General features: G+C 65.2%; 30 protein-coding genes. 10 read left to right on the forward strand and 20 right to left on the reverse strand.

The window, feature by feature from the left end; genetic code table 11:
* The first annotated feature begins 28 nt into the window (after positions 1-28).
* The 3 genes from HAH_RS14475 to ygfZ are packed head-to-tail and all read left to right on the forward strand — an operon-like array spanning position 29 to position 3,372.
* Positions 29-973 carry a PfkB family carbohydrate kinase gene (locus HAH_RS14475; RefSeq protein ID WP_014041589.1) on the forward strand — a complete coding sequence of 315 codons (945 nt, stop codon included), beginning with the start codon at positions 29-31 and terminating at the stop codon, positions 971-973.
* A gap of 51 nt (positions 974-1,024) precedes the next feature.
* Positions 1,025-2,248 (forward strand): carboxypeptidase regulatory-like domain-containing protein, encoded by a 1,224-nt coding sequence (locus HAH_RS14480; protein ID WP_014041590.1) that lies wholly within the window; start codon positions 1,025-1,027, stop codon positions 2,246-2,248.
* 38 nt (positions 2,249-2,286) lie between these two features.
* Positions 2,287-3,372, forward strand: coding sequence for a CAF17-like 4Fe-4S cluster assembly/insertion protein YgfZ (gene ygfZ, locus HAH_RS14485; RefSeq protein ID WP_014041591.1), 1,086 nt, complete (start codon positions 2,287-2,289; stop codon positions 3,370-3,372).
* Positions 3,373-3,378: 6 nt separating this feature from the next.
* Here ygfZ and HAH_RS14490 read toward each other — a convergent pair whose 3' ends face one another.
* The 5 genes from HAH_RS14490 to HAH_RS14510 all read right to left on the reverse strand — a co-directional run bounded on the left by HAH_RS14490 (position 3,379) and on the right by HAH_RS14510 (position 6,361).
* Complete coding sequence (locus tag HAH_RS14490; RefSeq protein ID WP_014041592.1) at positions 3,379-3,981, reverse strand: IMPACT family protein; 603 nt, start codon at positions 3,979-3,981, stop codon at positions 3,379-3,381.
* A 58-nt stretch (positions 3,982-4,039) separates the two neighbouring features.
* Positions 4,040-4,375, reverse strand: coding sequence for a 2Fe-2S iron-sulfur cluster binding domain-containing protein (locus HAH_RS14495; protein ID WP_014041593.1), 336 nt, complete (start codon positions 4,373-4,375; stop codon positions 4,040-4,042).
* On the reverse strand, positions 4,375-4,878 hold the full coding sequence (locus HAH_RS14500) for an ACT domain-containing protein (protein ID WP_014041594.1): 504 nt from the start codon (positions 4,876-4,878) through the stop codon (positions 4,375-4,377). Before HAH_RS14500 ends, HAH_RS14495 begins: the two co-directional genes overlap by 1 nt.
* A gap of 75 nt (positions 4,879-4,953) precedes the next feature.
* Positions 4,954-5,541 carry an imidazoleglycerol-phosphate dehydratase HisB gene (gene hisB / locus HAH_RS14505; protein WP_014041595.1) on the reverse strand — a complete coding sequence of 196 codons (588 nt, stop codon included), beginning with the start codon at positions 5,539-5,541 and terminating at the stop codon, positions 4,954-4,956.
* 58 nt (positions 5,542-5,599) lie between these two features.
* Positions 5,600-6,361 (reverse strand): alpha/beta fold hydrolase, encoded by a 762-nt coding sequence (locus tag HAH_RS14510; RefSeq protein ID WP_014041596.1) that lies wholly within the window; start codon positions 6,359-6,361, stop codon positions 5,600-5,602.
* Between the two features lie 82 nt (positions 6,362-6,443).
* Between HAH_RS14510 and HAH_RS14515 the strand changes: the two genes are divergently transcribed.
* Positions 6,444-8,306 carry a cation:proton antiporter domain-containing protein gene (locus tag HAH_RS14515; protein ID WP_014041597.1) on the forward strand — a complete coding sequence of 621 codons (1,863 nt, stop codon included), beginning with the start codon at positions 6,444-6,446 and terminating at the stop codon, positions 8,304-8,306.
* Positions 8,307-8,323: 17 nt separating this feature from the next.
* Here the strand turns inward: HAH_RS14515 and HAH_RS14520 are convergent, their stop codons facing one another.
* From HAH_RS14520 to HAH_RS14535, 4 genes are all read right to left on the reverse strand, one after another.
* The gene (locus HAH_RS14520) at positions 8,324-8,515 is read right to left on the reverse strand and encodes a DUF7511 domain-containing protein (protein WP_014041598.1); all 192 of its coding nucleotides are present in this window, start codon (positions 8,513-8,515) and stop codon (positions 8,324-8,326) included.
* A gap of 429 nt (positions 8,516-8,944) precedes the next feature.
* Positions 8,945-11,728, reverse strand: a complete 2,784-nt coding sequence (gene alaS, locus HAH_RS14525; RefSeq protein WP_014041599.1) for an alanine--tRNA ligase — start codon at positions 11,726-11,728, stop codon at positions 8,945-8,947.
* Positions 11,729-11,792: 64 nt separating this feature from the next.
* Positions 11,793-12,422, reverse strand: a complete 630-nt coding sequence (locus tag HAH_RS14530; protein ID WP_008307313.1) for an archaellin/type IV pilin N-terminal domain-containing protein — start codon at positions 12,420-12,422, stop codon at positions 11,793-11,795.
* 92 nt (positions 12,423-12,514) lie between these two features.
* Positions 12,515-13,492: a replication factor C small subunit gene (locus tag HAH_RS14535; protein WP_044952085.1), complete on the reverse strand. Its 978-nt coding sequence runs from the start codon at positions 13,490-13,492 to the stop codon at positions 12,515-12,517.
* 78 nt (positions 13,493-13,570) lie between these two features.
* Here HAH_RS14535 and samp2 point away from each other — a divergent pair, with 78 nt between their 5' ends.
* The 3 genes from samp2 to HAH_RS14550 all read left to right on the forward strand — a co-directional run bounded on the left by samp2 (position 13,571) and on the right by HAH_RS14550 (position 14,841).
* On the forward strand, positions 13,571-13,771 hold the full coding sequence (gene samp2, locus HAH_RS14540) for a ubiquitin-like small modifier protein SAMP2 (RefSeq protein WP_044952087.1): 201 nt from the start codon (positions 13,571-13,573) through the stop codon (positions 13,769-13,771).
* Between the two features lie 27 nt (positions 13,772-13,798).
* On the forward strand, positions 13,799-14,179 hold the full coding sequence (locus HAH_RS14545; RefSeq protein WP_014041601.1) for a GNAT family N-acetyltransferase: 381 nt from the start codon (positions 13,799-13,801) through the stop codon (positions 14,177-14,179).
* A gap of 86 nt (positions 14,180-14,265) precedes the next feature.
* Positions 14,266-14,841, forward strand: coding sequence for an RDD family protein (locus HAH_RS14550; RefSeq protein WP_014041602.1), 576 nt, complete (start codon positions 14,266-14,268; stop codon positions 14,839-14,841).
* Positions 14,842-14,843: 2 nt separating this feature from the next.
* On the opposite strand, the gene HAH_RS14555 is transcribed toward HAH_RS14550, so the two are convergent.
* The 4 genes from HAH_RS14555 to larB form a co-directional block, all read right to left on the reverse strand.
* Positions 14,844-16,241: a phosphoglucomutase/phosphomannomutase family protein gene (locus HAH_RS14555; RefSeq protein ID WP_014041603.1), complete on the reverse strand. Its 1,398-nt coding sequence runs from the start codon at positions 16,239-16,241 to the stop codon at positions 14,844-14,846.
* A gap of 138 nt (positions 16,242-16,379) precedes the next feature.
* Positions 16,380-16,664 (reverse strand): GIY-YIG nuclease family protein, encoded by a 285-nt coding sequence (locus HAH_RS14560; protein ID WP_023843453.1) that lies wholly within the window; start codon positions 16,662-16,664, stop codon positions 16,380-16,382.
* A gap of 27 nt (positions 16,665-16,691) precedes the next feature.
* Positions 16,692-16,841: a DUF7563 family protein gene (locus HAH_RS20555; protein WP_023843454.1), complete on the reverse strand. Its 150-nt coding sequence runs from the start codon at positions 16,839-16,841 to the stop codon at positions 16,692-16,694.
* 102 nt (positions 16,842-16,943) lie between these two features.
* A complete protein-coding gene (gene larB / locus HAH_RS14565; protein WP_014041606.1) occupies positions 16,944-17,708 on the reverse strand; it encodes a nickel pincer cofactor biosynthesis protein LarB in 765 nt (254 codons plus the stop codon).
* Between the two features lie 288 nt (positions 17,709-17,996).
* Between larB and HAH_RS14570 the strand changes: the two genes are divergently transcribed.
* Positions 17,997-18,164 (forward strand): hypothetical protein, encoded by a 168-nt coding sequence (locus HAH_RS14570; RefSeq protein ID WP_004517708.1) that lies wholly within the window; start codon positions 17,997-17,999, stop codon positions 18,162-18,164.
* A gap of 47 nt (positions 18,165-18,211) precedes the next feature.
* Here HAH_RS14570 and rpiA read toward each other — a convergent pair whose 3' ends face one another.
* Entirely contained in the window at positions 18,212-18,898 is a 687-nt protein-coding gene (gene rpiA / locus HAH_RS14575; RefSeq protein WP_014041607.1) for a ribose-5-phosphate isomerase RpiA, read from the reverse strand.
* Between the two features lie 58 nt (positions 18,899-18,956).
* Here rpiA and HAH_RS14580 point away from each other — a divergent pair, with 58 nt between their 5' ends.
* A complete protein-coding gene (locus HAH_RS14580; RefSeq protein WP_228841576.1) occupies positions 18,957-19,133 on the forward strand; it encodes a hypothetical protein in 177 nt (58 codons plus the stop codon).
* 83 nt (positions 19,134-19,216) lie between these two features.
* A complete protein-coding gene (gene glmM / locus HAH_RS14585) occupies positions 19,217-20,533 on the forward strand; it encodes a phosphoglucosamine mutase (RefSeq protein WP_014041608.1) in 1,317 nt (438 codons plus the stop codon).
* A gap of 107 nt (positions 20,534-20,640) precedes the next feature.
* Here glmM and HAH_RS20560 read toward each other — a convergent pair whose 3' ends face one another.
* The 6 genes from HAH_RS20560 to HAH_RS14610 all read right to left on the reverse strand — a co-directional run bounded on the left by HAH_RS20560 (position 20,641) and on the right by HAH_RS14610 (position 26,362).
* Positions 20,641-20,799 carry a DUF7563 family protein gene (locus HAH_RS20560; RefSeq protein WP_044952319.1) on the reverse strand — a complete coding sequence of 53 codons (159 nt, stop codon included), beginning with the start codon at positions 20,797-20,799 and terminating at the stop codon, positions 20,641-20,643.
* A gap of 204 nt (positions 20,800-21,003) precedes the next feature.
* The gene (locus HAH_RS14590; protein WP_008307296.1) at positions 21,004-21,588 is read right to left on the reverse strand and encodes a DUF7090 family protein; all 585 of its coding nucleotides are present in this window, start codon (positions 21,586-21,588) and stop codon (positions 21,004-21,006) included.
* 46 nt (positions 21,589-21,634) lie between these two features.
* On the reverse strand, positions 21,635-22,072 hold the full coding sequence (locus tag HAH_RS14595) for a DUF2391 family protein (protein ID WP_014041609.1): 438 nt from the start codon (positions 22,070-22,072) through the stop codon (positions 21,635-21,637).
* A 264-nt stretch (positions 22,073-22,336) separates the two neighbouring features.
* Positions 22,337-23,014 carry a uracil phosphoribosyltransferase gene (gene upp, locus HAH_RS14600; protein WP_014041610.1) on the reverse strand — a complete coding sequence of 226 codons (678 nt, stop codon included), beginning with the start codon at positions 23,012-23,014 and terminating at the stop codon, positions 22,337-22,339.
* A gap of 40 nt (positions 23,015-23,054) precedes the next feature.
* Positions 23,055-25,877: a TRAP transporter permease gene (locus tag HAH_RS14605; RefSeq protein ID WP_014041611.1), complete on the reverse strand. Its 2,823-nt coding sequence runs from the start codon at positions 25,875-25,877 to the stop codon at positions 23,055-23,057.
* Positions 25,874-26,362, reverse strand: coding sequence for a DUF1850 domain-containing protein (locus HAH_RS14610; RefSeq protein ID WP_023843457.1), 489 nt, complete (start codon positions 26,360-26,362; stop codon positions 25,874-25,876). The genes HAH_RS14605 and HAH_RS14610 overlap by 4 nt, the downstream gene beginning before the upstream one ends.
* Positions 26,363-26,371 lie beyond the last annotated feature (9 nt).

The following is a 26,371-nucleotide window of genomic DNA, read 5'->3' on the forward strand; positions in this document are numbered from 1 at the left end:
TAAACCTTCGTCTCCCGATGCACGCGGTATGTCACTTGTAACGTTCGGCGAGACCGCTCTCAGATTTTCACCCCCAGACGGACAGCGATTCGAGACGGCCCGCGAAGCGTCAATTCGCGTCGACGGGACTGCGAGCAGCGTTGCGGCGACAGCCGGTCGACTCGGGGCTGACGCACAGTGGCTCTCGAAGGTCCCGGACACGCCGCTCGGGCGGCGTGTCGTCGCGGAGCTCCATGAGTTCGGTCTGGAGACAGAGGTTGTCTGGGCCGACCCAGACACCGGCCGCCAGGGACTCACGTTCCACGAAGACGCCGACCCACCCCGTGCCGAACGGCTACTGCAGGACCGCGGCGACACCGCGATGGCGACGCTGACGCCCGGCGAGTTGCCGATGGGCGAGATACAGAACGCGGACGTGGTGTTTACTTCGGGCGCAACTCTCTCACTTTCTGACACAGCCGCCGACACGACGGGGGCGTTACTCAGAGCGGCCGCAGGAATGCGAGCATTCGATCTCGATTTCCATCCGGGGCTATGGGACGCCGAAGATGCTCTCGACGCCCTTGCAGACCTGCTACCAGCCGTCGATACCCTCTTTGCCGCCGAAGAGCAGGTTTCCGCGGTGTTTGATACGACAGGGAGTCCGCGCGAGGTCGTGCACACGCTCGCAACGGAGTACGACCTCACCCGCGTGATTCTCACACGGAGCGAGTACGGTGCGGTTGCCTACCACGACGGCGTCATTCACGAGCAAGATGCCATCGAAACGTCTGCAGTAGACGAAGCAGGACAACACGAGGCTTTCATCGGCGCAACGCTCCAGCAACTTGCCGCCGGTGCTGACACGGACGAAGCGCTGCTCCATGGTGTCGCGGCAGCAGCGCTGTCTCGAACACTGTCCGGGCCGCTGACGCCGCTCGAACCGTCCGAGGTTGAGCGTCTCGTCGATTCACAGCAGTCCAGACGGCCGTAGGGAGTCCCTACCGGCAGTACTGATTTATGTCCGCTCGTTTATCAATCAGGTATGATCAGTCATCGTGCTGTGTTAACAATTGTGTTGCTGACACTGCTGGGAGGGGTGTCGGGAACGGCTGTTGCACAGTCGCAGGTGACACTCACCGTCACCGTGGTCGATCAGGACGGCGACCCGCTCAGTGGTATCGATATCTCGGCGACGTGGGACGACGGCGCAGGCGGGCCGTCAAACGAGACGACGCGGGCAAACGGACAGGCGCTCATCGATGTTCCCGAGGGGGCGACCGTCGCGCTCCGGATACATGACGACGAGTACGTCCGAAACGTTCCGTACGTCGTTTCGGACGCCGAGGCGGAGTCCATCGAAGTGGCGGTCTCGGAGTCAGCGACGGCCACAGTCAACGCGGTGACGGCGGACGGCCAGCCGGCCGAGAACGCTCGCATCCGGCTGTATCGGAACGGGAACTACGTGGTCGACAGGAACGCGGGCAGCAACGGGACCATCACGACACAGCCCGTGGAAGAAGGTGAGTACAGCGTCATCGTTACCAAGCCGGGGTTCTACCGAAATCTGACCACCGCGTCCGTCTCCGGTGAGACAACGACGACGGTCCGGATTAGCGAGGGGTCAGCCCTGCTGCGGGCCTCGGTCGTTGACGAGCATTTCAACGATTCGAGGCCGATTCGTGACGCGACGATTCGGGTCCAGTCGGACAGCGGGTTCGACGGAACTGTACCGACACTCTCCGACGGGACGGCATCGGTCAGCGTCCCGGTCAACGACCGCTACGATGTCACAGTGACGAAGGACGGCTACGAAACGGTCGAGAGACGCGTCAGCGTGGCTGAAGACGACACGTCACTCGACGTAGAGATTGAACGCACCCCTGAGATTACGCTCACACCGGACAACAGACAGGTCGTCGTCGGCGCGAACGTCGGCCTCACGGTCACCGACGAGTACGACGAACCGGTGGCGAACGCGACCGTGACCCGGAACGGGACCGAGGTCGGACAGACTGACGCGGACGGCGAGGTAACCGCGACGGTCCCGACAGCCGGGAACGTCACGTTTACCGCGACAGCCGGTGACCTCACTACGACAATGACGGTCACGGTGTTCAGGCCGAGTGGGGAGACGGCAAACGGGGCGGCCATGTCACCGGAGCGAACGGCGACCGAAACGACCGACAGCAGCGGTCCGGGATTCACCGTCGCTCTGACGGTGGCTGCGCTGCTTGCGGTGACTGTCCTCGCACGCCGACGGCGCTAACGGGACGTTTTTCCCCACGAGGGCCGCATACCCGTACAATGACTGTTCTCGAGTCCGTCCACGAGGCCCACGGAGCGACGTTCAGGGAGGTCGGTGGTCGGCAGGTCGTCGACAACTACGGGCGACCGGAGCGGACCCACCGCGCGGTTCGGAACGTCGTCGGCGCGATGGAGTACGGCTACGGCGTCATCGTCGTCACCGGCGAGGACCGCGTCGACTACGTCGACAACGCCGTCTCGAACCGCGTGCCAGACGATGACGGCGCGGGCTGTTACGCGCTCCTGCTCGACCCCGACGGCCGCGTCGACACGGACATGTATGTGTACAACGCCGGCGAGCGCCTGCTCGTGTTCACACCGCCCCAGAAAGCCGAGGACCTTGCCGCAGAGTGGGCGGACAAGACGTTCATTCAGGACGTCGAGTTCGAGGAGGCGACCGACGACTTCGCCGTCTTCGGCGTCCACGGGCCGAAAGCGACAGAGAAAATCGCCAGCGTTCTCCACCAGACCGGGACCCCGCCCGCGCCGCTGACCTTCGAGCGGGGCGAACTCGGCGACGCCGGCGTCTCCGTCATCCGGACGGACAACCTCGCCGGCGAGGAGAGCTACGACGTGGTCTGTAGCGCTGACGACGCCGAGGCTGTCTTCGACACGCTGGTCAACCGGGGGCTCAACGCCGTCCCCTTCGGCTACCGGACCTGGGAGACGCTGACGTTAGAGGCCGGGACGCCGCTGTTCGACACCGAAATCGAGGGCGCGCTCCCGAACGATCTTGGCCTGCGGAACGCCCTGGACTTCGAGAAGGGCTGTTACGTCGGTCAGGAGGTCGTCTCGCGAATCGAGAACCGGGGCCACCCCACGCAACGGCTGGTCGGCCTCGCCGTCGAGGAATGCCCCGAGTCCGGTGCCGCAGTGTTCGCCGGCGACGAGCACGTCGGCGACGTGACCCGTGCCGGCCAGAGCCCGATGCGGGAAGCCCCGATTGCGCTGGCGAATCTCAGTTGGGAACGGCCCGAAGACGCGCTGACCATCCGCATCGACGGTGAACCGGTCAGCGCACAGCAGGTCGACCTGCCCTTTATCGACGGCTCGGCGCAGTCGGCGCGGTTGCCGACCTACGAGTAGCGGGGGTCACGCCAGTTCGATAGCCGCCCGCCCGCTGGTCGCGCTCCGGATTCGGTCCCGCAGGTCGCTCCCCTCAGCCGTAGGCACCCGAACCTCGAAGACGACTTCGGCCTCGTAGTCAGCTGCAAACTCGACGCCTGCTGATTCAAGCAGGCTCCGAACGCTGCCGGAGTCGTCGTAGGCGACGGTTACGGTGAACTGCTCGTGGGGCACCTCCTCGACCACGCCTGCGTCGTCAACGCCCTCTTTCACCGCTCTGGAGTAGGCACTGGCGAGGCCGCCGACGCCGAGGTTCGTCCCGCCGTAGTAGCGCGTGACGACGGCGACGGCGTTCTCGATATCGCGTTGCTGGAGAACGTTCAGCGCGGGGTCGCCGGCGCTGCCGCTCGGTTCGCCGTCGTCGCTCGAATACTCCCGAAAGGGATCGGATCGCACGCGGTAGGCGGGGACGTTGTGGGTCGCGTCAGCGTACTCCTCGCTGACGGCGTCGACGAACGCCTCGGCGGCTTCGACGGTCGCCGCCGGCGCGACGTGGCCGATGAACTCCGAGCCGCGCACTTCGAAGCGCGCCTCGCCGCGGCCCGGAACGGTCAGGTAGCTGTCCGTCACGGCCCGGCGTAGGCCCGGCGGCGGAATAGCGTTTGTCGTTCGCGCTCCCAGCAGTGAGTCAGTCCGTCCTGCCGTCCGGTTGCCGCGACCCCCAGACCCGCTTGTCAAGCAGTTCGACTCTCATTCCGTCCCGAACCCGGAGCTGACAGGAGAGCCGGGGATAGCTAAACCGGTCGGCGAGGTCGTCGTGCCAGTGGTCGGGGTCGGGCGGCTCAGCGAGACGGACGCCGCAGGTGGCACAGATGCCGCGGCCGCCGCAGTTGACCCGTTTCGCGTAGCGACCGTGTGGCGAGAGGTCGGCATCGAGAAGCACGTCCCGGAGGACGGCCCCGCGTTCGGCGGTGAGTTCGTGGGTTTCCCCTCCGGGCGTCTCGACGGTGAGCGTCGCCGGCATCAGGCCAGTTCGATGGTCCGGACGAACGCCAGGCGACGGATTTCGTTGATGAGGTCGCCGGGCAGTTCCTCGTCAGTGATGACGTACAGTTTCGGTTCGTCGGTGAACTCGGGGTCTTCGCTCAGGACCTGGCGGATAGAGATGCCGTGGTCGGCGATAGCCGACGTGACCGTCGAGACGATGCCGGACTCGTCGGCGGCGCGGACGGTGACAGTCACTGCGTGCAGATCGAGCACCGGGGCGAGATCGAGCAGGCTCGGCACGGAGGAGATGTTGCGGAAGATGCGCCGCAGGTCGTCGTCGTCGAGAATCGCGTCCGTCGTGGCGTTGACCACGCGCCGGTCGACGCCGGCCTCGCGGGCGATGCCCGTGTTCGGGATCTCGATGCCGCCCGAGACGACGCGGCCGTCCTCGTTGACGGAGAACCCTCGCTCCAGCAGCAAACGGATGACATCCTGCTGGCCCGGGGAGTCCTCGAATTTCTGCATAATCTCGTCGAACATACGGAGTGGTGGACGTGGGGCCACTAATCGGTGCCGCCAGCAGCCGAAACGGCGACGGCTTCGCACCGCCGTCGACTACAGCTCGCCTTTCGTGCTCGCCACGTCGGAGCGGCGCTCGTCGATGCGGGTCGCGTCGTCGAGTGCTCGTGCCAGCCCCTTGAACAGCGCCTCGATTTCGTGGTGGGCGTTCTCGCCCTCGACGCCGCAGTGCAGCGTCAGCCCGGCGTTCATCGACAGCGAGCGACAGAAATGCTTCGCCATGTGGCTGGTCATCCCGCCGACCGAACCCTGCGAAAAGTCACCGTCGAACGCGAAGTACGGCCGGCCGGAGATGTCGACGACGACGCTCGCGACGGCCTCGTCCAGCGGGACCTTGCGGTCGGCGAACCGGCGGATGCCGCGCTTGTCGTCCAGCGCCTCGGTGAACGCCTCGCCGAGCGTGATGGCGACGTCCTCGACGGTGTGATGGTCGTCGATGTCTAGATCGCCGTCGCACTGCACGGTCAGGTCGAACAGCCCGTGGGTGGAAAAGGAGTCGAGCATGTGGTCGAAGAAGCCGATGCCGGTATCGATGGTGCTGTCGCCGTCGCCGTCGACGTCGAGCGTGACCTCGATGTCCGTCTCGGCCGTGGTCCGCGTGACGGCCGCCGTCCGGTCGGTCATACGTATCACCTATCAGGCCGCGTATTTGTGGATTGCGTCCGGCCACCCGGTCCAATAGTTACTCTGTCTGCTCGTCCAGTAGCGCCAGCAATCGGTCGGTCACCGCCGGCGCGTGTTCGACGAAACAGCAGTGGCGACCCTCGACGGCCTCGCCGGTCCCGCGGGGCAGGTCGGCCGCCAGCGACTGCGCGGCGTCCGGCGACACGACGGGGTCGTCCAGCCCGTAGTACACCTCGGCGGGCTGGGTAATCTCGTACAGCGGCGGCGGGTCGAAAGCCGTCATTGCGTTGGCCTGCGCGTCGCGGGCCGCGCCAGTAGCGTCCTCGTCAGCGCGCCAGCCTGCGATCCGCTCCATGAGGTCCGGGTCGTGTTCGCGGAATGCCGGCGAAAACGCTCCTGCAAGCGACGATGGGGCGTCCAGCGCGAGCGCCTCCAGTTCCGCCCGATCCACCGCATCGCCAGATCCCACCGTACAGTACAGCGTCAGCGAACGGGCGCGGTTGTACTGGTGGGCGTATTCGAGCGCGACCATGCCGCCGAGGCCGGCCCCGACGAGGTGGGCGCTCCCGACGCCGTGGTCGGCCAGCACGGCTTCGAGGTCAGCAGCCAGCGTTCCCACGTCGTACGGTCCCCCCGGCGCGTCCGACCGGCCGGTTCCGCGGAGGTCCCACACCACCGTCTCGTAGGGACCGGCGACGGCGTCGTAGTGCCAGCCCCAGAGCCACGCCCCGTACCCCACGTCGTTGATGAACACGACGGTGGGGCCGTCGCCGTCGGCTTCGTAGTAGAGGGACACGTCGCGGTTGCGTGCGGTCGGCATTGGCTGTCGGTTCCTTCGCCGGTGGTGTGTCTCTTTCGGTGAGTAGGTCTTTAGCGCTGGCTGTCGAAGGGCCGCCAGTCCCGTGTCAGGAGCAGCATCACTTATCGGCGCTGTCGTGTTGGTCGTGAGTCTGGGTGTCGCCGCGCAACTGGTCGCCGACTGGCTCCAGATCCCGAGCGTCGCGTTCCTGCTGGTCGCCGGCGTCTTCGTCGGCCCGCAGGCCCTCGACCTCGTCGACCCCGCGATATTCGGACAGGCCGGGCTGCAGGCTATCGTCGGCCTCAGCGTCGGTATCATCGTCTTCGAGGGGGCGTTCCACCTTACCGTCGAGCGAGTCCGTGAAGCGTCCAGGGAGGCGCTTGGACTGGTGACAATCGGCGCGTTCGTCTCGCTCGTCGGAACCGCCGTCGCCGTCAAGGTCGTGTTCGGGACGACGTGGCCAGTCGCCGTCCTCGTCGGGAGCCTGCTGATCGCCACCGGGCCGACGGTCATCACGCCGATCATGCAAGTGGTCCCGGTCAGGGACCGGGTCGCCGCCGCCCTGGAGACAGAGGGCATCATCAACGACGTGACCGCAGCCATCCTCGCGGTGGCGACGTTCGAGTTCGTCATCGCGAGCCAGTCCTCGCCGGTAGTCGTCGTCGAGGCGTTCGTCGCCCGGCTGGTCGTGGGACACATCGTCGGTATCGCCGTCGGCGGCGGTATCGCACTCCTGCTCCAGCGGTGGCACCTTTCGGCGGACAACGCCATGCAAAACGCCCGGGCGGTGGTCCTGACCGCAGCGCTGCTGGCGTACGCGCTGGGAAGCATATGGCTCTCGGAGGCCGGCATCGCGGCCGCCGCCGTTGCCGGTATCGTACTGGGGAACGCCGACCTCCCCCACGAAGAGGAGATCGCCGAGTTCAAGGGCGGTATCACGCTGTTTGTCCTCTCGTTCGTCTTCATCGTGTTGGCCGCCCAGCTATCGCTCGGTGACCTGCGTGCACTCGGGATCGGCGGACTCGTCGTCGTCATCGTCGTCGTCACGCTCGTCCGCCCGCTCGGCGTGTTCCTCTCGACGCTGGGTGGCCGACTGACAGTTCGAGAGCGGATGTTCGTCGGCGCGATGGGGCCGCGCGGTATCGTCCCGGCCAGCGTCGCCACGCTGTTCGCCATCGAACTGCGTCCCGAGAACCCGGATGCTGCGACGGTCCTCGTCGGGACTGTCTTTCTCGTCATCTTCGCGACCGTCATGTTTCAAGGCGGGCTGGCCCGTCACTTCGCGCAAGCGCTCGACATCCTTCCCATGCAAACACTCATCGTCGGTGGCGGTCGCGTCGGCCGGGAACTGGCAGTACGATACGAATCACGCGGCGAGGAGGTCGTCCTCATCGACAGCGACGAGGACACGGTCGAGCGGACGCGGGCCGACGGCCATCGCGTCGTCCACGGGGACGCGACGAACGCGCACGTCCTCGAAGAAGCAGGGGCGAACCGGGCGTCCGTTGTCGTCGCTGCGACCGCAGACGACGACGTGAATTTGCTCGTGGCACAGCTGGCGACGACCCGGTTCGACGTCGACACCGTGGTCGCCAGAGCGAACCAGCCGGACAACGTCGAGGCCTTCGAGGACCTTGACGTCGAGACGATATCCGCCGGCTTCGCCGTCGCCGACGCAATCGACGACGCGGTCGAGCGACCAGCGCTGGCCCACTGGCTGTCGGACTCCGGCCGAACAGGGGACGTACTGGAAGTCGAACTCAGCAACGACTCACTGGTCGACCGGACCATAGAGGAAACCGCGGAGAAGCTTCCGAACGGCTGTCTGGTCGCAATGGTAAGCCGTAACGGAACAGACAGAGTCCCCGACAGCGATTTCCGCCTTGCAAGCGGCGATCACCTGACGCTCGTCTGCGAGACCAACGAGGCGATGCGGGACGCCAGACGGCTGTGTCAGGGCGAATAGCGGGCAGCACGTACCGCTCAGCGCAGTTCGTCGAGAGAGACGGCCGCTGACCGATCCGCAGTGACCCACTCGGTCACGGATTGCTGGAGGTCCGAGGGGAAAATCGTCAGCTCCGAGGGGTTCTCGGGGTCGTCGTACAGGCAGTCCAGTTCGAACTCCGGCGCTTCGTCGAGGTCAGTGTCCGACGGGGGCGTCGTGGTCGTACTCATGGGTCAGGTAGCACGGGTGGCACTGCAGTTTTCACACAGTTCATCGGTAGTACGGCCGCTAGCAGCGGGGACACTGGTCCCACAGCGCCGACACGTCCGTTGTGACCGAACGTACTCGGTGTGAGTCCGAATGTGTGCGATGTCACGTTCTCCGCTCATATCTGCTATAGATGGGCAGTTGCTAAAAATACTTTTGGAAACTCATCCAGATACACCTAATACAACTAAATGTAATTGTATCTCTTGAGCGTATTCGGACCGTTCGGGCAGAATATCGAGTCTTAATCGGACAACTGTCCGAGGTAACCGAGCGTAGAACGGAACCAGCGGCGAGAAAGAACGGGGACGGTTCAGGCGGACGCCGTCCCTGGTTCCCGTGATAGTCGCCGTCCGCAGGTGGTCGATGCGGAAATGATGCAGCAGCCCGTCTCAGACGTTCGCCACAGTTCGCAGTATCTCAGGTGCGTCCTCAAGCGCCTCGTCCAGCGCGTCCGCGTCTGGGCCGCCGCCCTGTGCGAAGTCCGGTGGGCCGCCGCCGCCGCCGCCGACGCGACCGGCGAGTTCGCCGACAACCTCACCGGCGTCGACATCGACGCCGTCGGGCACGGAGACGACGAACTGCGCGCCGTCGAGGCCCGACCCGAGCACCGCGATGTTGCCTTGCTCGACGATAGCGTTCGCCTGCGCGCGGAGTTCGTCCATGTCGGCGTCGATGCGCCCGACAACGGCGGTCGCATCGCCGACCTCGACTTCTTCATTGTCGCCACCGCCGCTCGCGCGGGCCTCAGCGAGTTGCTCTTTGAGCTGTTCGATTTCTTTGCCACGGGCCTTCCACTCGTCGAAGAACCGCTCGGCAGTCTCCGGGACGGCATCGGGCGCAACGTCAAGGATATCCGCGGCTTCGGTGAGCGCGTCTTCGGTGCGCTGGGTGGCCTCGATGGCCGCGTTGCCCGCGGCGAAGGTCAGGCGGATGACGCCGTCCTGAATTCGCTCGGTGTTCAGGAGCTTGACAGCCCCGATGTCACCGGTTCGGGCGACGTGGGTGCCACCGCAGGCCTGCACGTCGTCGCCGACGGTGATGAGCCGGATCTGCTCGCCGGCCGGGATGCCGCCCTGGTAGAGGTCGAAGCCGTGGCGCTCCTCGGCCTCGTTGCGGTCGGGCCACTCCTGAGAGACGGCGATGTTGTCCTGTATGATGTCGTTGGCGAGGCGTTCGATCTCCTTGACCTCCTCGCGGCTCACCGACTCGTAGTGGCGGATGTCGATGCGGGCGGAGTCAGTGCCCTTCTGGGCACCGGCCTGTCTGACGTGCTCGCCGAGTACCTGCCGGGCGCTGTGGATGACGATGTGGGTCGCGGTGTGGTGTTGCATCAGGCGCTGGCGGCGGCTCGCATTGACCTGTCCGCGGACGAACTCGCCCTTGCCGGGGTCGTCGTCGCAGGTGTGGACGATGACGTCGCCGTACTGCTGGACGTCGGTCACCTCGGCGGAGACGTCGTCGGTCGACAGCGTCCCCTCGTCCGGCGGCTGGCCGCCGCCTTCGGGGTAGAACATGGTCTGGTCGAGCACCACGTCGTAGTTGTCGTCGTCGCGGTCGAACACCTCAAGGACGACGGCCTCGAACTCGGTCCGCTGCTGGTCCTCGTAGTAGAGCCGGTCGGTCTCAGGCAGTTCTTCGAGCCGGTCCTCGTAGGGCGTCCGTGACTCCTCGGTGGCGGTGTCGTCGCCGCCGTGTCGCTGGGCGACGACCGCGTAGAAGTCGTCGGGCACGTCGACCGCGACGCCTTTCTCGGCGGCGATTTCCTCGACCATGTCCGGCTGAATCCCGTGGGAGTCGTACAGTTCGACCAGTTCCTCGGTCGGGATCGGCTCGCCCTTTTCGGCGTACTCGTCGGCCAGCTGGCGGACGCGCCGGCCACCGCGGTCCAGCGTCTCGCGGTACTTCTCGACCTCGGTGCGGACGATGTCGCGGATGGTGTCGCGGTTCTCGTAGCCCAGCCGCTCGGCCTGCATGTCGACGAGTTCGTCCAGCGGCGCGTCGACGCCGACGCCGTCGACCAGTCGCTTCGTCCGGCGCAGCACCATCCGTGCCAGATAGCCCGTGCCGACGTTCGAGGGGACGATGCCGTCGCCGAGCATGTACGCGAGCGTTCGGCAGTGGTCGGCGATGGCGTAGATGTCCTCGAGCGGTGCCATCAGGTCCCGCATCTCCGCGACCTCGACGCCGACCTCGGCGGCGATGGTGTCGCGTTCGGCCTCGATGTCTTCGGCCTCGTCGATGTCCATCCGGCCCGCGAGCTTCGCGGCCTCGTGGACGATGCGCTCCTCCTCGTCGGTGAGTTCGATGCCGGCGTTGTCCTTGAGGAAGGCGATCATGTCGGGATAGACGGCCTCGTACACCGTCGGTGTCCCCTGGCTCATCCAGGTCCAGCGTTCGAGCCCGTAGCCGGTGTCGACGATGTAGGTGTCCATCGGCGAGTACCGGTTGCCGTCTTTCATCTCGTACTCGCCCTCTGGGTCCTGCTCCATGGACATGAAGACGAGCGTGGCGAGTTCGGCCCCGCGGTAGATGACCTCGATGGCCGGGCCGGCGTTGCCGCCGCCGACCCACGGGTCCTCGATGTAGACGATCTCGTCGAGGTTCGCCCCCATCTCCTCGAACAGTTCGTCGCAGTACCGGACCGTCTCGTCTTTCCAGTACACCTCGCCCTCGTAGGCGTACTGCTCGGGGTCTTCGATGTCCTCGCGCGCGTTGAACGCGTGGTGGGCCATCATCTCGAAGGCCATCGTGTGCCGGCCCGTCTTCCCGACGTTGTCGATGTCCTGCATCCGGATGCAGGGCTGGCTGATGCACAGCGGGTTCGCCGGCGGCGGCGTCGTCCCCGAGGTGACCAGCGGCTGGAAGTCGTAAATCGACGCCTGGGTCAACAACACGTCGTCGCGCCAGCGGTTGGCCGCCACCGGGTACGGGTCGATGCGCTCGTGGTCACGGTCCTCGAAGAAAGAGAGGAACGCCTCGCGCATCTCCGTCAGCGAGTGGGACTCGTCGAACCCGGGGTTGTCGATGAAGTCGTACTCCGCACACGGCGGCTCGCCGCAGGTCTCGCGCTCGACACGGGACCAGAACATGTCGCCACAGGAGGCACACTCCTGGCGGTGGAAGCCTTCCTCTTCGAAGTAGTCGAGTTGGTAGGCCTCGTCGAGGTCGCTCATTGGTGTTCAGTTGGCCCACGTTCGCCTAAAACTGTTCCGAAGGGGCCGGCGGTATCCCTGGCCGTCAGAGCGTGACAGAGGATTCCCCGGAGAGCGTCTTCGGCGCGACGACTTCCTCGGTCGTCATCCCGCCGGCTGGCGAGGTAATGCGGAGCGTCGCAGTCTCTCCTTCGGGCAGTTCCTCACCGAATGGCTCAGCGCCAACGGAATTATCGGTCCCCAGGTCGAGCGTGATTCTGAACCGGTCTTCAACGTCGTTCAGCACCGGCTGGGAGCCGTCATTGTCCTGCACGGTAGAGATAGCGAACCGCCCATCGGGGTTGCCGTCTGCGCCGCCAGCCGCGAGCTGGTAGTACGACCCGCTCGGACCGATCCACTGGACGGTCGTCTTGTCAAGGTCGACGTTGCCTGCCCCCGGTGCCCGCCTGACGACGATGTCAACCACGCCGATCTCGCTGTTGTCGGTGAAGTGGTCCCCGGTAATCCCCACAACCTGAATGCGGTTGGTCGTCGAATCACTGGATTGCTGGCCCGTCGCCTGGGCGGAACTCTGCAGGAACCCCGCAGTATTGATAAGCACGCCCGCCGCGATTGCCGCGACCAGCACCATCGCGATAAACACGATGAGCGTCCCGATCCCGACCTGACCGCGGTCCTCACCCGTCCCCTCCGTAGATGGTCGTAAACGTTGCATTTCAGTTGTTGATACTCTTACTTTCCTTTCATCATAAAGCTCACCCGCCAGTTATCAGGTGTGAAAAACCGGATCGTAGCGGTAGTACGGCCTTACTCGCCCTGGGCGAGCGAGGCCAGCATCGCTTCGAGTTGCACGCGCTCGTTCGCACCGCGGGTGATCCGGTAGTCGGTTTCGCCGATGCGTTCGAGCACTCGGACTGCCGCTTCGTCGTCGATATCGAACTCCCAGATTGAGCGGTGGAGTTGGTCGATGATGTCACCGCCAGCGATGCCTTCCTCGGTCAGCAGTCTATCGAGGGTCGCCCGCGAGGCGGTGAAGTCGCCGTCCAGCGCCGACTGGACCATCGTCCGGATCTCTTCCGGGCGGGCCGTCGAGGTGATCGCGTACACCGCCGACTCGTCGACCGTGTCGCCGCTGACCGACGCGGCCTGCAGGCCGTTGATGGCTTTCCGCATATCCCCGTCGGCGGCGTAGACGAGCGCGTCCAGTCCGTCCTCGGTCAGTTCGATGTCCTCTTCGGCGGCGATGTTTCGGATTTCCTCGGCGACGGCGTCGTCGGCCAGCGGCGAGAAGCGGAAGACGGCACAACGGGACTGGATCGGATCGATGATCTGGCTGGAGTAGTTACACGAGAGGATAAAGCGGACGTTGTTCGAGAACTGCTCCATCGTCCGGCGCAGCGCCGACTGGGCGTCGCTGGTCAGCGCGTCGGCCTCGTCGAGGAAGATGATGCGGTACTCGACGCCGCCGAAGCTCGTTCGGGCGAAGTTCTTGATTCGGTCCCGGACCACGTCGATACCGCGCTCGTCGGAGGCGTTCAGTTCGAGGAAGTGCTCGCGCCAGTCCTCGCCGTACAGTTCACGGGCGATAGCCGTCGCACACGTCGTCTTCCCCGTCCCCGCGGGGCCGGAAAACAGCATGTGGCTCAGGTCGTTGCGCGAGACGTAGCTTTTGAGTCGCCCGACGATGTTCTCGTGGCCCATCACGTCGTCGAGCGTCTGCGGGCGGTACTTCTCGATCCAGACCTCCTCGCGTCCCGCCCGCGACTCGGACTCGGCCTCACTCATGGACGATGGGAAGCGTGGGCCGGTCTTAAACCCCGCGAGAGTCGACAGTCTCAGGTGCGTCGGCGGAGTAGTCGGTGTATGTACGTCACCGTCGAGATCGCCGGCGAGGACACCCACGAACTGGAGGTGGACGCGGATGCGACCTACGCCGACCTGCTTTCGCCGGTCGACCTGAGCCCCCACGAGGTGTCGGTCCTCGTCGACGGCGAGCACGTTCCGACGGATCAGCCCGTCGAGCACGACCACGTTCGGGTCGTCAGGCTCATCAAAGGCGGCTGAACCGCCAAGCAGCGGCCTCTAACAGATATGCACGTCCGCACAGCGACCGCCGACGAAGTGCCGGCGGTGATGAACGTCCTCGACGGAGCGGTCCTCTCGATAGCCGTGGAAACCGTTCGGGCGGGTGCTGAAGACGACGGTACGCTCGTCGCAGTGTCCGACGATGACCCGGCGGCTGAGCGCGTTCTCGGCGCACTCGTACTCGACGACACTCACATCGAGGCCGTCGCTGTCCGTCGGCGTCGTCGTGGGCAGGGTATCGGGACGGCGCTCGTCGAGGCCGCGCTCGACCGGCGAGATTGTGTCACCGCCGAGTTCGACGCTGACGTTCGGCCGTTCTACGAGGCGCTGGGGTTCACCATCGAGCCGCTGGGCGAACCCGACCGTTTCCGGGGCGAGCGTGCGTAGGCGCGGCAATCGTTCGGCGCGAGATCACAACCGTTGGCACAGCGTCGTAACATTTTTCATATGGTTTCGAGAATGATTTTAAAACGATGTCAGCAACTGTCCCTGAAAACGCGGTCGAAGCGCGGGACGACCGCGTCGTCGCGTACCTCATCGACTTCGCCATTCTGAGCGCTGTCGCGTTCGGACTGTGGCTCGTAACGTTCGTTCTCAATACGGTCCTCTCTGTCGGGGCGATGGCCGCCGCCTCGCCCGAGAGTCCGGGCGCGATGGGCGGCGGCTCGGTGCTGGCTGCGGGACTGCTGGGCATCGTTATCAACTTCGCCCTGTGGCTCGCCATCGGTGCGGTGCTCGTCTATTACTTCGGCTACTACGCCGAGTCCAATGAGACGGTCGGGAAGCGGTCCCAGAACGTCGCGGTCGTCGACGAAAACGGCGCGCCGCCGACCCAGCGTGACCGACTGGTCCGAACGGCCGTGCTGCTGGCTCCGTTCCCGATCATGCTCCTTTTGGGCGGCATTTTCGGCGGATTCGGGTTCCTCTTCGCGCTCGTTCTCATGGGCGGCTGGCTCCTCGTTGAGGCGGCCGTCATGTTCGTCAGCGACGACGCCCAGCGCCTCGGCGACCGCGTGGCCGGCACGTACGTCGTCAGCGCAAGCAAGTGAGGTCAGACCAGCGGTTCGACCAGGTCCCGGCCCGCCTCTAACAGGTCCTCGACGCGCTCCGCACTCGACGCCTCGGCGTAGACGCGGAGCTTCGGCTCCGTTCCGGACGGGCGGACCAGCACCCACGTCCCGTCTTCGAGCCGGATTTTGAACCCGTCGACGGTGTTGATGCCGTCAACAGCGACTCCCGCCAGCGTCTCGGGCAGCGCGACTTCGAGGTCGGCGAGGACGGACTCCTTGCGGTCGTCCGGACAGTCGACGCTGATACGGTCCTGGTGGATTTCGCCGTGTTCGTCCAGCAATCGGTCGACACGAGCGTCAAGCGGTTCCTCGCGTTCGGCTGCGGCGGCGACCAGCGCCACCAGCACGCCGTCCTTGTTCCGCAGGTGGTCCGGCAGGCCGAAGCCGCCGGACTCCTCGCCGCCGAACAGCGCGTCGTGCTCGGCCATCGCCTCGGCGACCCACTTGAAGCCGACGGCGACCTCGTGGACGGACTGACCGTGGGCCTCGGCGACGCGGTCGACGATGCTGGACGTCGAGACCGTCCGAACCACGTCGCCTGTCCCGTCTTCGAGCAGGAAGTCGTACATCGCGGCGAAAAACAGGTTGGGGTCCAGATAGCCCCGCTCGGGCGTGACGACGCCGATGCGGTCGGCGTCGCCGTCGTTGATGATTCCCAGCGCAGCGTCGCCGTCGCTGACTTCCGCCACCAGTCCCTCGGCGTTCTCCGCCGACGGTTCGGGCGACCCGCCGCCAAAGTCGGGGTCCTGTTCGCAGTTGAGTCGGGTCACGTCAGCGCCGGCGTCGGCGAGGAGGGCGTCGGTGACGCCGCGGCCGCTCCCGTACAGCGCGTCGTAGGCGACCGGGAGGCCGTCGAGGTCGGCGTCGACGAACGACAGCGCGTGCTCGTGGTACGGCCCGATCAGGTCCTCCTCCGTTCGCTCGCCCCACTCGTCCTCGGGCAGCGGGTCGAGCACGGCGAGGTTCTCCTCGAAGGCGGCCGTCCAGTCCGGCAGCGCCGGCGACCCGTCGCCGGGAATGAACTTCACGCCGTTGTACTCCGGGGGATTGTGGCTGGCCGTAATCTGGAGCGCCCCTGCGAGGTCGCGGTCTTTCACCGTCCAGGCGACAATCGGCGTCGGCGTGTCCCGGTCCGGCAAGAGCACGTCGAAGCCGTTCGCGCGCAGGACGTGTGCGAGTTCGTCAGCGAACCCGGGCGAGGTCTCGCGGGCGTCGTATCCGATGGCGACGGTCCCGGTCGCCCCGCGTTCCTGCAGGGTGGTGGCGACGGCCTGTCCCACCATCCGGACCCGCGGCTTCGTGAACACGTCCAGCGTCGCCCGCCAGCCGTCCGTCCCGAAGGCGATCGCACCTGCGTCGACATCCGCGTCGTTGTCCATATCTCGCGGTTCTCAGCCCCTCGACAAAAAATCACGCCCCATCGCAAAACTGTCACTTCACGGCTACCGACGGGAAGAGGTGAGCCTCGGCATCTGAGGCGGTAGCGCTGCTAATTCTTCAGTTGTATCGATAGCGGTTCAGATATCGAAGTCAGCTTCGGCGTCGCTGGATTCGACGAGCCGTTCCTTCTCCGCTCTAGAGTACTGCTTAATCTCGTACTCACGGCTCATCGCCGCGGACTGTGAGTCAAACGGTTCGACGTGAATCAGCTCAACCGGGGTTCGGCCGCGCGTGTACTTCGCGCCGTCGCCGGCGTCGTGTTCGCGGACGCGGCGTTCCACATCGGTCGTGTAACCGGTGTAAAACGTGTTGTCGCTACAACGGAGGACGTACACGTGGTAAGGGCTCCGCGCGGTAGTCATCGCACGATGCTGGTGGCCCAGTGGGCCTCACACTTTTTGGGCGCGCTCTCTCGATACCTCGGCAATGCCAGCGTTTGCCGAGCAGTTGGGACACGCCCGGATGTGTCCGCGTTCATCCGCGAACACTCGGGCGAACTGGTCTGAGACGTGCGCGCCGCAATGATCACATTCAGGCATCGTGTTCGTCGGCGACACCACCGCCGACGTATACGCGTACGCGCGTTGTTCCCATAGCTCTTTACCCAAATACTTGGGTATGTCTGCAGTTGGCGTAGATATCTACGTCCGTGCATCGTCGAGCTGTCTGGCGATTAGGCCGGCCTGCGTCCCGGCGGTGAAGCCGGCGTCGATGTTCACGACGGAGAGGGCAGTGCAGGACTGGAGCAACCCCGAGAGGGCCGCCTCGCCCTCACCGCCGTGGCCGTAGCCGGTCGAGACGGGCAATCCGATGACCGGCACGTCCACGAGCCCGGCGATGACCGTCGGGAGCGCGCCTTCGCGACCCGCCGCGACGATGAGCACGTCATGGTCCCGGAACCTATCGACCGCGTCTATCGTCCGGGCGAGGCTCGCGACGCCGACGTCGTCGATACGGGCCACGGTCGCGCCCATCTCCTCGGCGATGAGCGCGGCCTCACCGGCCGGAACGGCGTCGGAGGTCCCGGCCGTGACGATGCCGACTGACGCGTCCAGCGACGGGCGCTCAAAGGCGGGCGTCGTCGCCACCAGCCAGTTCGAGCGGTCGTCCCAGCGAACTGTCGCATCTGGGGCGGTTTCGTCCAACCGTTCCCGAACGGTCGTCGCAGTTGCCGTGTCGAGCCGCGTCACGATAGCCCGCCCCGTCGTTTCGATAGCTGTCACCGCAAGCTCCGCTACTTCCGCCGGCGTCTTCCCATCTGCAAGGACAGCCTCGGGAACACCGGCACGGTCCTCCCGAGCGGCGTCGAACCGACCGGCCCCGCTGGTCGCGTAGCCCGCAAGCGCCGCCTCGGCCTCTACCGGGGAGAGGTCACCCGCCGCAACCGAATCGAGTATGTCGCGCATAGGACCCATTCAGTGATACGGCCACTCCTATCCGTCGGTCCGAGGCGAACGTATCGCCCGTTTCAGGGCCGACCTGTGCGAGCGCGCGTGAGCGACGCTCGGCCGGAGTAACGCAACAATAGCCGTCTAGCACAGCCGAAAGCACGGATTCTGATGGGTTACAGAGGACACGATTGCGGATTTATAAGGGGTTATGTGTCGTATAATGCCTCAAACTGCCGGTAATAGGGTCGAGAGCGAACTAATTGGAGAAAGTATATAAGTAACCCCCGTCGATACCTCGTCTGTATGGCAGACCTAATCGTCAAAGCCGCCGTTAAGGAAGAGCTCAACGACATGAACGTAGCGTCCGACTTCTACGACGCACTCGACGAGGAAGTCGAAGAGCTGCTCCAGGACGCAGCCCGCCGAGCCGACGAGAACGACCGGAAGACGGTCCAGCCGCGCGACCTGTAAGGTCGTTTCAAGCAGCGCATTTTTTGACGCACGCCGATCAGCGACAGCTATTCCGATAGCGCTCGGACGGTGACGCCGTCAGTAGTGCCGACGTGGATTTCGTCGGCCATGTCGACGAACAGCCCGTGCTCGACGACGCCGGGGAGTGCGGCGAGGTCGCTGGCGAGCGCGGCGGGGTCGTCGATGGGGCCGAAGTCACAGTCGAGCACGAGGTTCCCGTTGTCGGTGACGACGGGGCCGTCCTTGCGCTCTGCACGGCGAAGTGTCGGGTCGCCACCTAGATCATCGACTGCTTCGGCGACCGTCGAGCGGGCCATCGGAAGTACCTCGACCGGCACCGGCACCGAGAGCGACTCGGCCTCTTTGGTCGGGTCGGCGACGACGAGGAAGCGGTCAGCGCTCGCGTCGACGATCTTCTCCCGGGCGTGGGCTGCTCCGCCACCTTTGACGAGGTTGCCGCCGGCCACCTCGTCGGCCCCGTCGATAGCGAGGTCGACCGACACGTCGTCGAGGTCCGCCAGCGGGATGCCACAGTCCCGGGCCAGCTGACGGGACTGAAATGACGTCGGGACGCCGACGACATCGAGTCCTGCGTCGACCGCTCGCCCGATAGCGCGGATAGCGTGGGCCGCTGTCGACCCCGTGCCAAGGCCGACGGCCATGCCGTCCTCGACTGCCTCGGCCGCCGATTCCCCCGCTGCCTGTTTCGCCGCGTCAGAGCCGCCCTGTTTCATGTGCGGTGGGTCGACAGACGCGGACAAAACGTTTGTTCTCCCGGCCGCAAGCGTCAGTATGGCCGACTGCACGTACTGCGGCTGTTCCGTCGAGGCCCACGACCCCGTCTACATCAGCGAGACACCCGACGGGAAGCCGACAACGCAGTTCTGCAACTACGGCTGCCTCTCGGCTCACATCGACGAAGCGGGGCTGACGACCGGGACGGCCTGCGAGTGGGCGCCGACACAGTAGCGGAACGGCATCGGCACTACCGTCCCGAAGTACCTGTCCGATGCCGGATGGATTTTAGGGGCGGCCCGCCCCAGAGAGCAGTAATGACACAGTTCGGAACGAGCGGGATTCGGGGTCCCGTCGGCGAGACAGTCACGGCCGAGGTGGCGCTTTCGGTGGGGCGGGCGCTTGGCATCGACTGCGAGCGGGTGGTCGTGGGCCGGGACCCGCGAGCGAGCGGCGAGTACCTGCAGGCGGCGCTGGTGGCCGGGCTCCGAGAGAGCGGCGTCGACGTGGTCGACCTCGGCGGTGCGGCGACGCCGACTATCGGACGGGCGGTGGCATGGCAGGACGCCGACGCCGGGGTTGCAGTGACGGCGAGCCACAACCCGCCCCAGGACAACGGTATCAAGCTCTGGCAGCCCAGCGGGCAAGCCTTCGACGCGGACCTGCGGGAGACGATTGAACAGCGACTGGACGAGGATGCGTTCCAGCCAGCGGCGTGGGACGAGAGCGGCGACATCGAGTCCCGGGATGCCAGCCAGCGCCACGTCGAGGCGCTGGTCGCGGAAATCGGCGAACTGGACCTCGACAGCCACGTCGTCGTCGATCTGGGCAACGGCGCGGGTCGAGTCAGCGTCGACGCGCTTTCGGCGCTGGGCTGCTCCGTCGAGACGCTCAACGGTCAGCCCGACGGCGCGTTCCCGGGTCGGCCCTCGGAGCCGAAAGCCGAGAACTGCGAGTCACTGGCGACGCTAGTGGCCGAATCAGACGCCGACCTCGGGATCGCACACGACGGCGACGCCGACCGGATGCGGGCGGTTTCGGCCGACGGGACCTTCCTCTCGGGCGACGTGTTGCTGGCCGTGTTCGCCCGTACTGCGGCGTCACCGGGCGAGCGGGTCGCCGTCCCGGTTGATACAAGCCTCGCCGTCGAGGACCACCTCAGCGATATCGACGTGGCCGTCGAGTACACCCCGGTCGGGGACGTGTATGTCGCCGAGGCCGCGAGCGAGGACGGGGTCGCTTTCGGCGGCGAGCCGAGCGGCGCGTGGATCTGGCCCGAGCGAACGCTGTGTCCGGACGGGCCGCTGGCGGCCTGTACCGCCGCAACGCTGGACAGCGAGCGCCCGCTGGGCGACCGCGCCGCCGATGTGCCGGAGTACCCCATTCGCCGGGATAGCGTCGAAACCGACCAGAAGGAGACTGTGATGGACCGCGTTCGAGAGACGGTGACTGACGCCTACGACGACGTGACGACGCTCGACGGGGTCCGGGTCGACCTCGGCGACGCGTGGTTCCTCCTGCGGGCCAGCGGGACCCAGCCGCTCGTTCGGATCACCGCCGAGGCCCGCGACCCAGACCGTGCTGACGCGGTGTTCGAGGAGGCACGGGCGCGCCTGACAGACGCAGTAGTCTAGAGCCTGAAACAGGAGTCCCGGCAAAACAACGGTTGGTAGCGAGTGCAGCCGGCGAGGAAAACGTCCCCGCAACCGTCAGGTCACAGGGCGGCAGTTCCTGATCGGTTCTATCCGCGACGTGTGGACCGGGCCTCACGGACGTCTGCCCCGTCGCGAATCTTGTCCTCGCACTGCGGACAGACCCTGGGCTTTTCGACCCCGTTCGGCGTGAACACACGCGCGTAGTCAGCCGTTACAAAATTACCGCAGTTCTGGCATTCCGGCATACAACCCTGTATGTGGGTCATACCCTCTTAATTGTTGTTGGTCTGGTAAGAGTTGACATACGGGGTGTTGGCGTCGCTGCCGGGTGAAAACACCGTTTCATTCGAGAGGGAGGGACGCCATCGGGGTGTTCGATGGGCGAAGTAGTGTCGGCCGGCTGCCACAATTTCATCGGAGGAGCGGCGGATTCAGGAGCGCGTGTCCGGTTACTCCTCGAAGGAACTGGTGATGGTTCCGTCCTCGGACAGTTCGATGACACCGTCGAAGAGTTCCCGGAACGCCGCGACCGTCTCCTCGTCGTGGACCTCGTCGGCAAGGTGGAACATCCCGACGGCGTCGTACTCCGCAAGCAGGTCGAGGATGTCTTCGACGGCCGAGAGCGCGCCGTCCTCGTCGGCGTAGTAGATGAGTTCCGTCAGGGAGTCGAACGTTACGCGGAGTTTCCCGTCGTGTTCCTGCAAGAACGTCTCGGTCTCCGAGACGATGCCGGACAGGTCGTCCGGGGCAGAAACGTACCGAACCCCCTCGGAGCGGCGACGGGTATAGCCGCGTTCGACCGACAGCGTGTCGAGGATGGTCGCCTTCGACTCGTCAACCTCGTAGTACTCCAGTTTCTGCTTGACCTCTCGGGCGGTGGTCCGGGTCGAGATGACGAGCATCGAATCCGTGTCGGTTGCGAGGAAATCCGTGTCGAGTCGGTCCGTCTCGCCGGTACTCGGATGCAGGAGCAGTACCCCTGTGCCACCCGGAACGGTCTCCGGTGCGTTGTCGATAGCCAGCGTATACTCCATATGCACATCAAGGAGAGTGGCACCCAATTAAGTGTGCGGGTCGCGGTCAGAACACGCTGTCCGCCGTCGCAGCCCCGACGACGCTGAAAATCGCACCGACGATGATCGCCTTCAGGGTCGTCAGAGTGACGGCCATCGGCGTCGGGTCCGCCAGAATCCCGCCGTCGACGAGAAACGTGTCCGGGGCGGTCAAAGCTGTCGCGAGGATGGCGACCGAACCGAACGCTACAATCATCAGCGAGACGAACCGGACTGGAATACCGGCCACCTCCGCCTCGGTGTCGATGTCTCGGCCGGCGTCGGCCTTGTACAGCGCCCCGTAGCCGATAGCGAACACGATACCGACGACGACTACCGCGTGATACCAGGACATATTCTCGGCCAGCACCCACACCTCCTCAGTCACGACGAACGGCCCCGCGAGCAGGAACCCCCCGACGAGCTGCTGGGCAGTGTCCGCAACGCGGTATCGTCGTCGAACCATACGGGGTTGCCGTGCCGTCAGTACGAAAGCCTCCCGGTCCAGTACCGTCCGACAGGAGCCACGCCCGGTCACCGCGGGGCGGTTCACGGCCGTCACTCTCGTTTCAACTGGACCAAAATTACGCTGCCGTCTGTCGGTTTCCATGTGAAGGAAGGGGGTACAGCAGCTGGGTACAGACGGAAAATCGCGACATCATCGGCTGATTCGGGCCACAGATAAAAACGTTTCGTCCCTCAACCGATAGGTCGAGCGGGCCGCGACCGCTTACGTCGTCCGGAAAGCCCGGTCACCGGCGTCGCCGAGTCCCGGAACGATGAACCCGTCCTCGTCGAGTTCGTCGTCGATAGCGACGCTGATGATGTCTGCGTCCGACTGGGACTCCGAGACGCGGACGATACCCTCCGGCGCGGAAACCGCAGCCAGAACGAGCAGGTTCTCCGGTTCGGTCTTCTCTGAGGTGATGTAGTCGAGCACCGTCGTCATCGTCGACCCGGTCGCAAGCATCGGGTCCGCGATGATGACGGTGTCATCCTCGGTGATTTCGGGCAGTTTGACGTAGTCGACCGAGATGGGGAACTCGCCGTCGTCGTTCATCCCGGCTTCCTCGTCGCGGCTGGCAGAAATGACGCCCTGCCTGGCGCGGGGGAACGCCTTGAGCAGTCCCTCGACGAACGGCGTCGCCGCACGAAGGACGTTGACGATGACCACGTCATCGAGTCCCTTGACGCGTTCGCCCATCATCGTAGTCAGCGGCGTCTGGACCTCCGTGTACTCGGTCTCCATCCGACCGTCGATGATCTCGTAGCCACAGATGCGGCCGAGACGGACCAGTCCCTTCCGGAACGCGACCTGTTCGGTCTCGACGTTTCGTATCCGTGTCAGTTCATCTCGCGCCAGCGCGTGCGTGACGACGGAGGCGTCGCCGCGCTGTTCGATTGGCATATCGTGCCCGTTGACCCCCGATGGGTTAAACGGTTCTCACTCACGCCGGCTCAGCCGTGCCGGACCGTACCGCAGGGTCACCGCCGCGCTGGCGGTTCTTCGCCATGAGGAAGAGGAACAGGGCGAGGCCGACGCCGCGGAGTACAACGTCGAGCAGGACCGTCATCTCGCCGCCGACGATGCCGACGAGTCCGAGGAGGTCGTACACCCCGGACACAGCGAGCGCAGGAGCCATCAACAGGAGCGAACTGAACGCGAACGCTGCCCGCTCGCCACGGGAGACCGGCGCGTACGCGAACCCGATGACTGTCGCGGCCAGTGCGACGACGCCGAGGAAGACGCCGATCACGGGGATGAGAATCTCGGGGATCGCGTAGCCGACATCGAGGAGGTCCGCGGTCCCGACGACCCGGTATTTGTCCCCGATGTCGAGGGTGGCAGCGTCAGGGTTGCGCCGCAACAGGATGATGCCCGGCGTGACGATGAACGCGAACGGGACGATGGCCTTGTTGAGCGACAGCGAGAACGCCTCGATACCGGTCTCGAAGGCATCGGACTTCGCGACGCCCGAGGCAGCGTAGGCGGCCACCGCGACCGGCGGCGTGATGTCGGCGATGACGCCGAAGTAGAGGATAAACAGATGCGCCGCGAGCAGCGGAACGCCGAACTCGGTCAGCGCCGGCGCGAGCAGAGAGACGAGGATGATGTAGGTCACCGTCGTCGGCATCCCCATCCCGAGGATAATCGACGAGAACGCGGTGACGACTAGCAGCAAGACGAGCGACCCGCCCGCGACGGCCGTGATGAGCGAGACGAGGTTCGGGCCGAGGCCGGAGACGCTGATGACACCCGGGATGATGCCGGCAGCGGCGACGGCGATAACGACTGGAACGGCGGTTCTGGCCCCGCTTTCCATAGATTTCCCGAGGAAAACACCGAGCTTGTACAGTCCGTTCGAAGCCAACTCTGGACGGCCGATAGCATCGGACGTCGTTTCGGCGGCGTCGTCGACGGCATTGTCGAACGACAGCAGCGGCGAGTCGAGTCTGGGCCGGGTAATCAGCGTCAGGACGCCGGCGAGGATGATCAACGTGCCGACATTGCCGAGCGCCGCGGAAAACGCGGCACCAAGCGGTTGTGGGCCGGGCAGTGCAAGCGCCCCTTCCGCTGCCAGGTCTGCCGCGACGAGGCCATCGATGCGGTTGAACAGCGGCGGGAATGCCGTAGTGGCCTGTACGAACCGATTGAACAGGTATCCGAAAATGCCTTGTCCAGTGAAGTACTGCGTGAGCGTCGTCAGCCCGAAGAGGGACGCAAGTGTAATGCCGAGCCGGGCCCGCGTCTCGTCGCTGTAGGCCGCTACAAGTGCGATGAGGGCTCCGATTGCGATGAGCGTAAACCACGCCGAGCGGGCGACAGACAGCCGCTCGATGATGAGGTAGTACAGCAAAAGAACGAGCGGGACGAGGTAGAACCATCCGCTCCGGAGGTGGCTACGGATGTTCACCAGTTCCGAAGAGTCGAGGCCACCGATGTCCTCCTTGACCGCCTCGAAGTGGACCATCACCCAGACCCCGAAGAAGAAGACGATGGCGGGAATCGTCGCGACGACGATGACGTCGGCGAACGGCGTCGCCGTGTACTGGACGATGAGGAACGCGGCGGCCCCCATCACCGGAGGGAGAATCTGGCCGCCCGAGGAGGCAGAGGCCTCCACGCCGCCGGAGAACTCCGGCGAGTAGCCCGACCGCTTCATCAGCGGAATCGTGAACGCACCGGTCGTCACCGTGTTCGCAATCGAAGACCCGGAGATGGTTCCCATAAATCCGCTGGCGAGAATGGATGCCTTCGCCGGGCCGCCCTTTCGTGTCCCCGTTGCGCCGTACGCGAGGTCGATGAACCACTTCCCCGCGCCGGACATCTCGAGGAACGCGCCAAAGAGGATGAAGATGTAGATGAACTGCACGGAGACGGTGACCGGAATCCCGAACACCCCGTTTTCCGTGTTGTACCAGAGGTTCTGGATGATAGACGGCCAGGACAGTTCCGGGATGGAGAGCACGCCGACGTAGGCGGCGTCCTGTGGAATGAGGACGCCAAAGCGGGCGTAGACTATGAACGCCGCGACGATGACCATCAGCCAGAGGCTGATGGCCCGGCGGGTCGCTTCGAGGACGAGCAGGACGCCGACCGCGCCGAGCACGAACGCGTAGGAGGTATCGGCGAGCGGCCCGAGAAGCCCCGCCATCGGCTCTAGAAAGGTGAACACTTCCTGAATCGGTCGGCCGCGTTCAAGTCCCAGCGCACGCATCCGCTGAATCTCGTCGAAGTCAGTAACGAAGTACGCGGCCGACAGCACCGACAGCGCGATGAAGACGAAATCAGAGGGCGTCACGCGGTCCATTTCGGCGTCCAGAAACGCCCAGGCGAGCGCGTCGCCGATAGCGTGAACGACGCGAGATACCGGATGCTCCGCGCCGAGTTTCTCGTCGACCAGCGACCCGAGCGCGATACAGCGCCGGGAGAGCGGACCGTCGCCGGTGCTGCCGGGATAGAGGAGGAACGTCAGGATCAGGCCGAAGGAGACGTGGACGGCGTTTATCTGGAGCAGTTGCAGCGACGCGAACACGACCTCGGTGGCTTGGTCCGGGTCGCTGACAACACCCGGAAGCGAGAGCGAGAGGACGAACCCTTTCGCCGCGAGCCACATCTGAAACACCGAAAAGGAGATACCGATGAGCGCGACGAGGACGAGCGCCCAGCCCCTGAGGGAGCGTTTTCGCTCAATCTCCTGCAGTACTTCGTCGACTTCCTCGTCCGATACGGCCTCCCCGCCGTCGTCAGGTCGTGTGTCGTCAGTCATGTGTTGAGCTGGTCTTTCGCAGCACCGAACGCCGAACGCTGAGTCACGTAGAGATGGACCGAGCGGCCGTTGGTGCGGGCTACCAAATCGTAGGTTTCGGCTCCGACGTGAAGTTTATGCCCTGCAACATCACCGGGAGAGACTGTCACACGCGTGTAGTTGCCCGGTGGGTCGAAGACGTACACCCCGTCTTCGCGGGTGACGTTGGCCCCGCTCGGGAGCCCCCAGCCGAACGATTCGAACTCCATGCGGGTCATTTCGAGATGGTCGCCACGGACCGTGTACTCGTCGTAGACACGCGTTTTTTCGACGCTATGCATGTATTCCAGCGCGACAGTCGTTCCGTCCTCGACTGGGACCGTAAGATACTGTTCGCCGGTCTCGGCGTCCGCAACGACCAGTGCACGGCCGCCGGGTAGCGCCGCTACAGTCCCGATGAGGAGGAGGGAAACGAGCACCGCGGTGGCGACGTATCGTCGTCTCATTCCGGTTGC

It is taken from the genome of Haloarcula hispanica ATCC 33960 (assembly GCF_000223905.1).
Classification (GTDB): Archaea; Halobacteriota; Halobacteria; order Halobacteriales; family Haloarculaceae; genus Haloarcula; species Haloarcula hispanica.

Excerpts from the sequence above, each read along its gene's own strand:
- upp (WP_014041610.1), bottom strand. The coding sequence starts at position 23,014 with ATGCCAATCGAACAGCGCGGCGACGCCTCCGTCGTCACGCACGCGCTG.
- HAH_RS14480 (WP_014041590.1), top strand. The coding sequence starts at position 1,025 with ATGATCAGTCATCGTGCTGTGTTAACAATTGTGTTGCTGACACTGCTG.
- HAH_RS14590 (WP_008307296.1), bottom strand. The coding sequence starts at position 21,588 with ATGGAGTATACGCTGGCTATCGACAACGCACCGGAGACCGTTCCGGGT.
- HAH_RS20560 (WP_044952319.1), bottom strand. The coding sequence starts at position 20,799 with ATGCCGGAATGCCAGAACTGCGGTAATTTTGTAACGGCTGACTACGCG.
- HAH_RS14605 (WP_014041611.1), bottom strand. The coding sequence starts at position 25,877 with ATGACTGACGACACACGACCTGACGACGGCGGGGAGGCCGTATCGGAC.
- HAH_RS14510 (WP_014041596.1), bottom strand. The coding sequence starts at position 6,361 with ATGCCGACCGCACGCAACCGCGACGTGTCCCTCTACTACGAAGCCGAC.
- hisB (WP_014041595.1), bottom strand. The coding sequence starts at position 5,541 with ATGACCGACCGGACGGCGGCCGTCACGCGGACCACGGCCGAGACGGAC.
- HAH_RS14520 (WP_014041598.1), bottom strand. The coding sequence starts at position 8,515 with ATGAGTACGACCACGACGCCCCCGTCGGACACTGACCTCGACGAAGCG.
- ygfZ (WP_014041591.1), top strand. The coding sequence starts at position 2,287 with ATGACTGTTCTCGAGTCCGTCCACGAGGCCCACGGAGCGACGTTCAGG.
- glmM (WP_014041608.1), top strand. The coding sequence starts at position 19,217 with ATGACACAGTTCGGAACGAGCGGGATTCGGGGTCCCGTCGGCGAGACA.
- HAH_RS14595 (WP_014041609.1), bottom strand. The coding sequence starts at position 22,072 with ATGGTTCGACGACGATACCGCGTTGCGGACACTGCCCAGCAGCTCGTC.
- HAH_RS14570 (WP_004517708.1), top strand. The coding sequence starts at position 17,997 with ATGGCAGACCTAATCGTCAAAGCCGCCGTTAAGGAAGAGCTCAACGAC.
- HAH_RS14550 (WP_014041602.1), top strand. The coding sequence starts at position 14,266 with ATGTCAGCAACTGTCCCTGAAAACGCGGTCGAAGCGCGGGACGACCGC.
- HAH_RS14610 (WP_023843457.1), bottom strand. The coding sequence starts at position 26,362 with ATGAGACGACGATACGTCGCCACCGCGGTGCTCGTTTCCCTCCTCCTC.
- HAH_RS14580 (WP_228841576.1), top strand. The coding sequence starts at position 18,957 with ATGGCCGACTGCACGTACTGCGGCTGTTCCGTCGAGGCCCACGACCCC.
- HAH_RS14530 (WP_008307313.1), bottom strand. The coding sequence starts at position 12,422 with ATGCAACGTTTACGACCATCTACGGAGGGGACGGGTGAGGACCGCGGT.
- alaS (WP_014041599.1), bottom strand. The coding sequence starts at position 11,728 with ATGAGCGACCTCGACGAGGCCTACCAACTCGACTACTTCGAAGAGGAA.
- HAH_RS20555 (WP_023843454.1), bottom strand. The coding sequence starts at position 16,841 with ATGCCTGAATGTGATCATTGCGGCGCGCACGTCTCAGACCAGTTCGCC.
- HAH_RS14500 (WP_014041594.1), bottom strand. The coding sequence starts at position 4,878 with ATGTTCGACGAGATTATGCAGAAATTCGAGGACTCCCCGGGCCAGCAG.
- larB (WP_014041606.1), bottom strand. The coding sequence starts at position 17,708 with ATGCGCGACATACTCGATTCGGTTGCGGCGGGTGACCTCTCCCCGGTA.
- HAH_RS14535 (WP_044952085.1), bottom strand. The coding sequence starts at position 13,492 with ATGAGTGAGGCCGAGTCCGAGTCGCGGGCGGGACGCGAGGAGGTCTGG.
- samp2 (WP_044952087.1), top strand. The coding sequence starts at position 13,571 with ATGTACGTCACCGTCGAGATCGCCGGCGAGGACACCCACGAACTGGAG.
- HAH_RS14555 (WP_014041603.1), bottom strand. The coding sequence starts at position 16,241 with ATGGACAACGACGCGGATGTCGACGCAGGTGCGATCGCCTTCGGGACG.
- HAH_RS14475 (WP_014041589.1), top strand. The coding sequence starts at position 29 with ATGTCACTTGTAACGTTCGGCGAGACCGCTCTCAGATTTTCACCCCCA.
- rpiA (WP_014041607.1), bottom strand. The coding sequence starts at position 18,898 with ATGAAACAGGGCGGCTCTGACGCGGCGAAACAGGCAGCGGGGGAATCG.
- HAH_RS14545 (WP_014041601.1), top strand. The coding sequence starts at position 13,799 with ATGCACGTCCGCACAGCGACCGCCGACGAAGTGCCGGCGGTGATGAAC.
- HAH_RS14560 (WP_023843453.1), bottom strand. The coding sequence starts at position 16,664 with ATGACTACCGCGCGGAGCCCTTACCACGTGTACGTCCTCCGTTGTAGC.
- HAH_RS14495 (WP_014041593.1), bottom strand. The coding sequence starts at position 4,375 with ATGCCGGCGACGCTCACCGTCGAGACGCCCGGAGGGGAAACCCACGAA.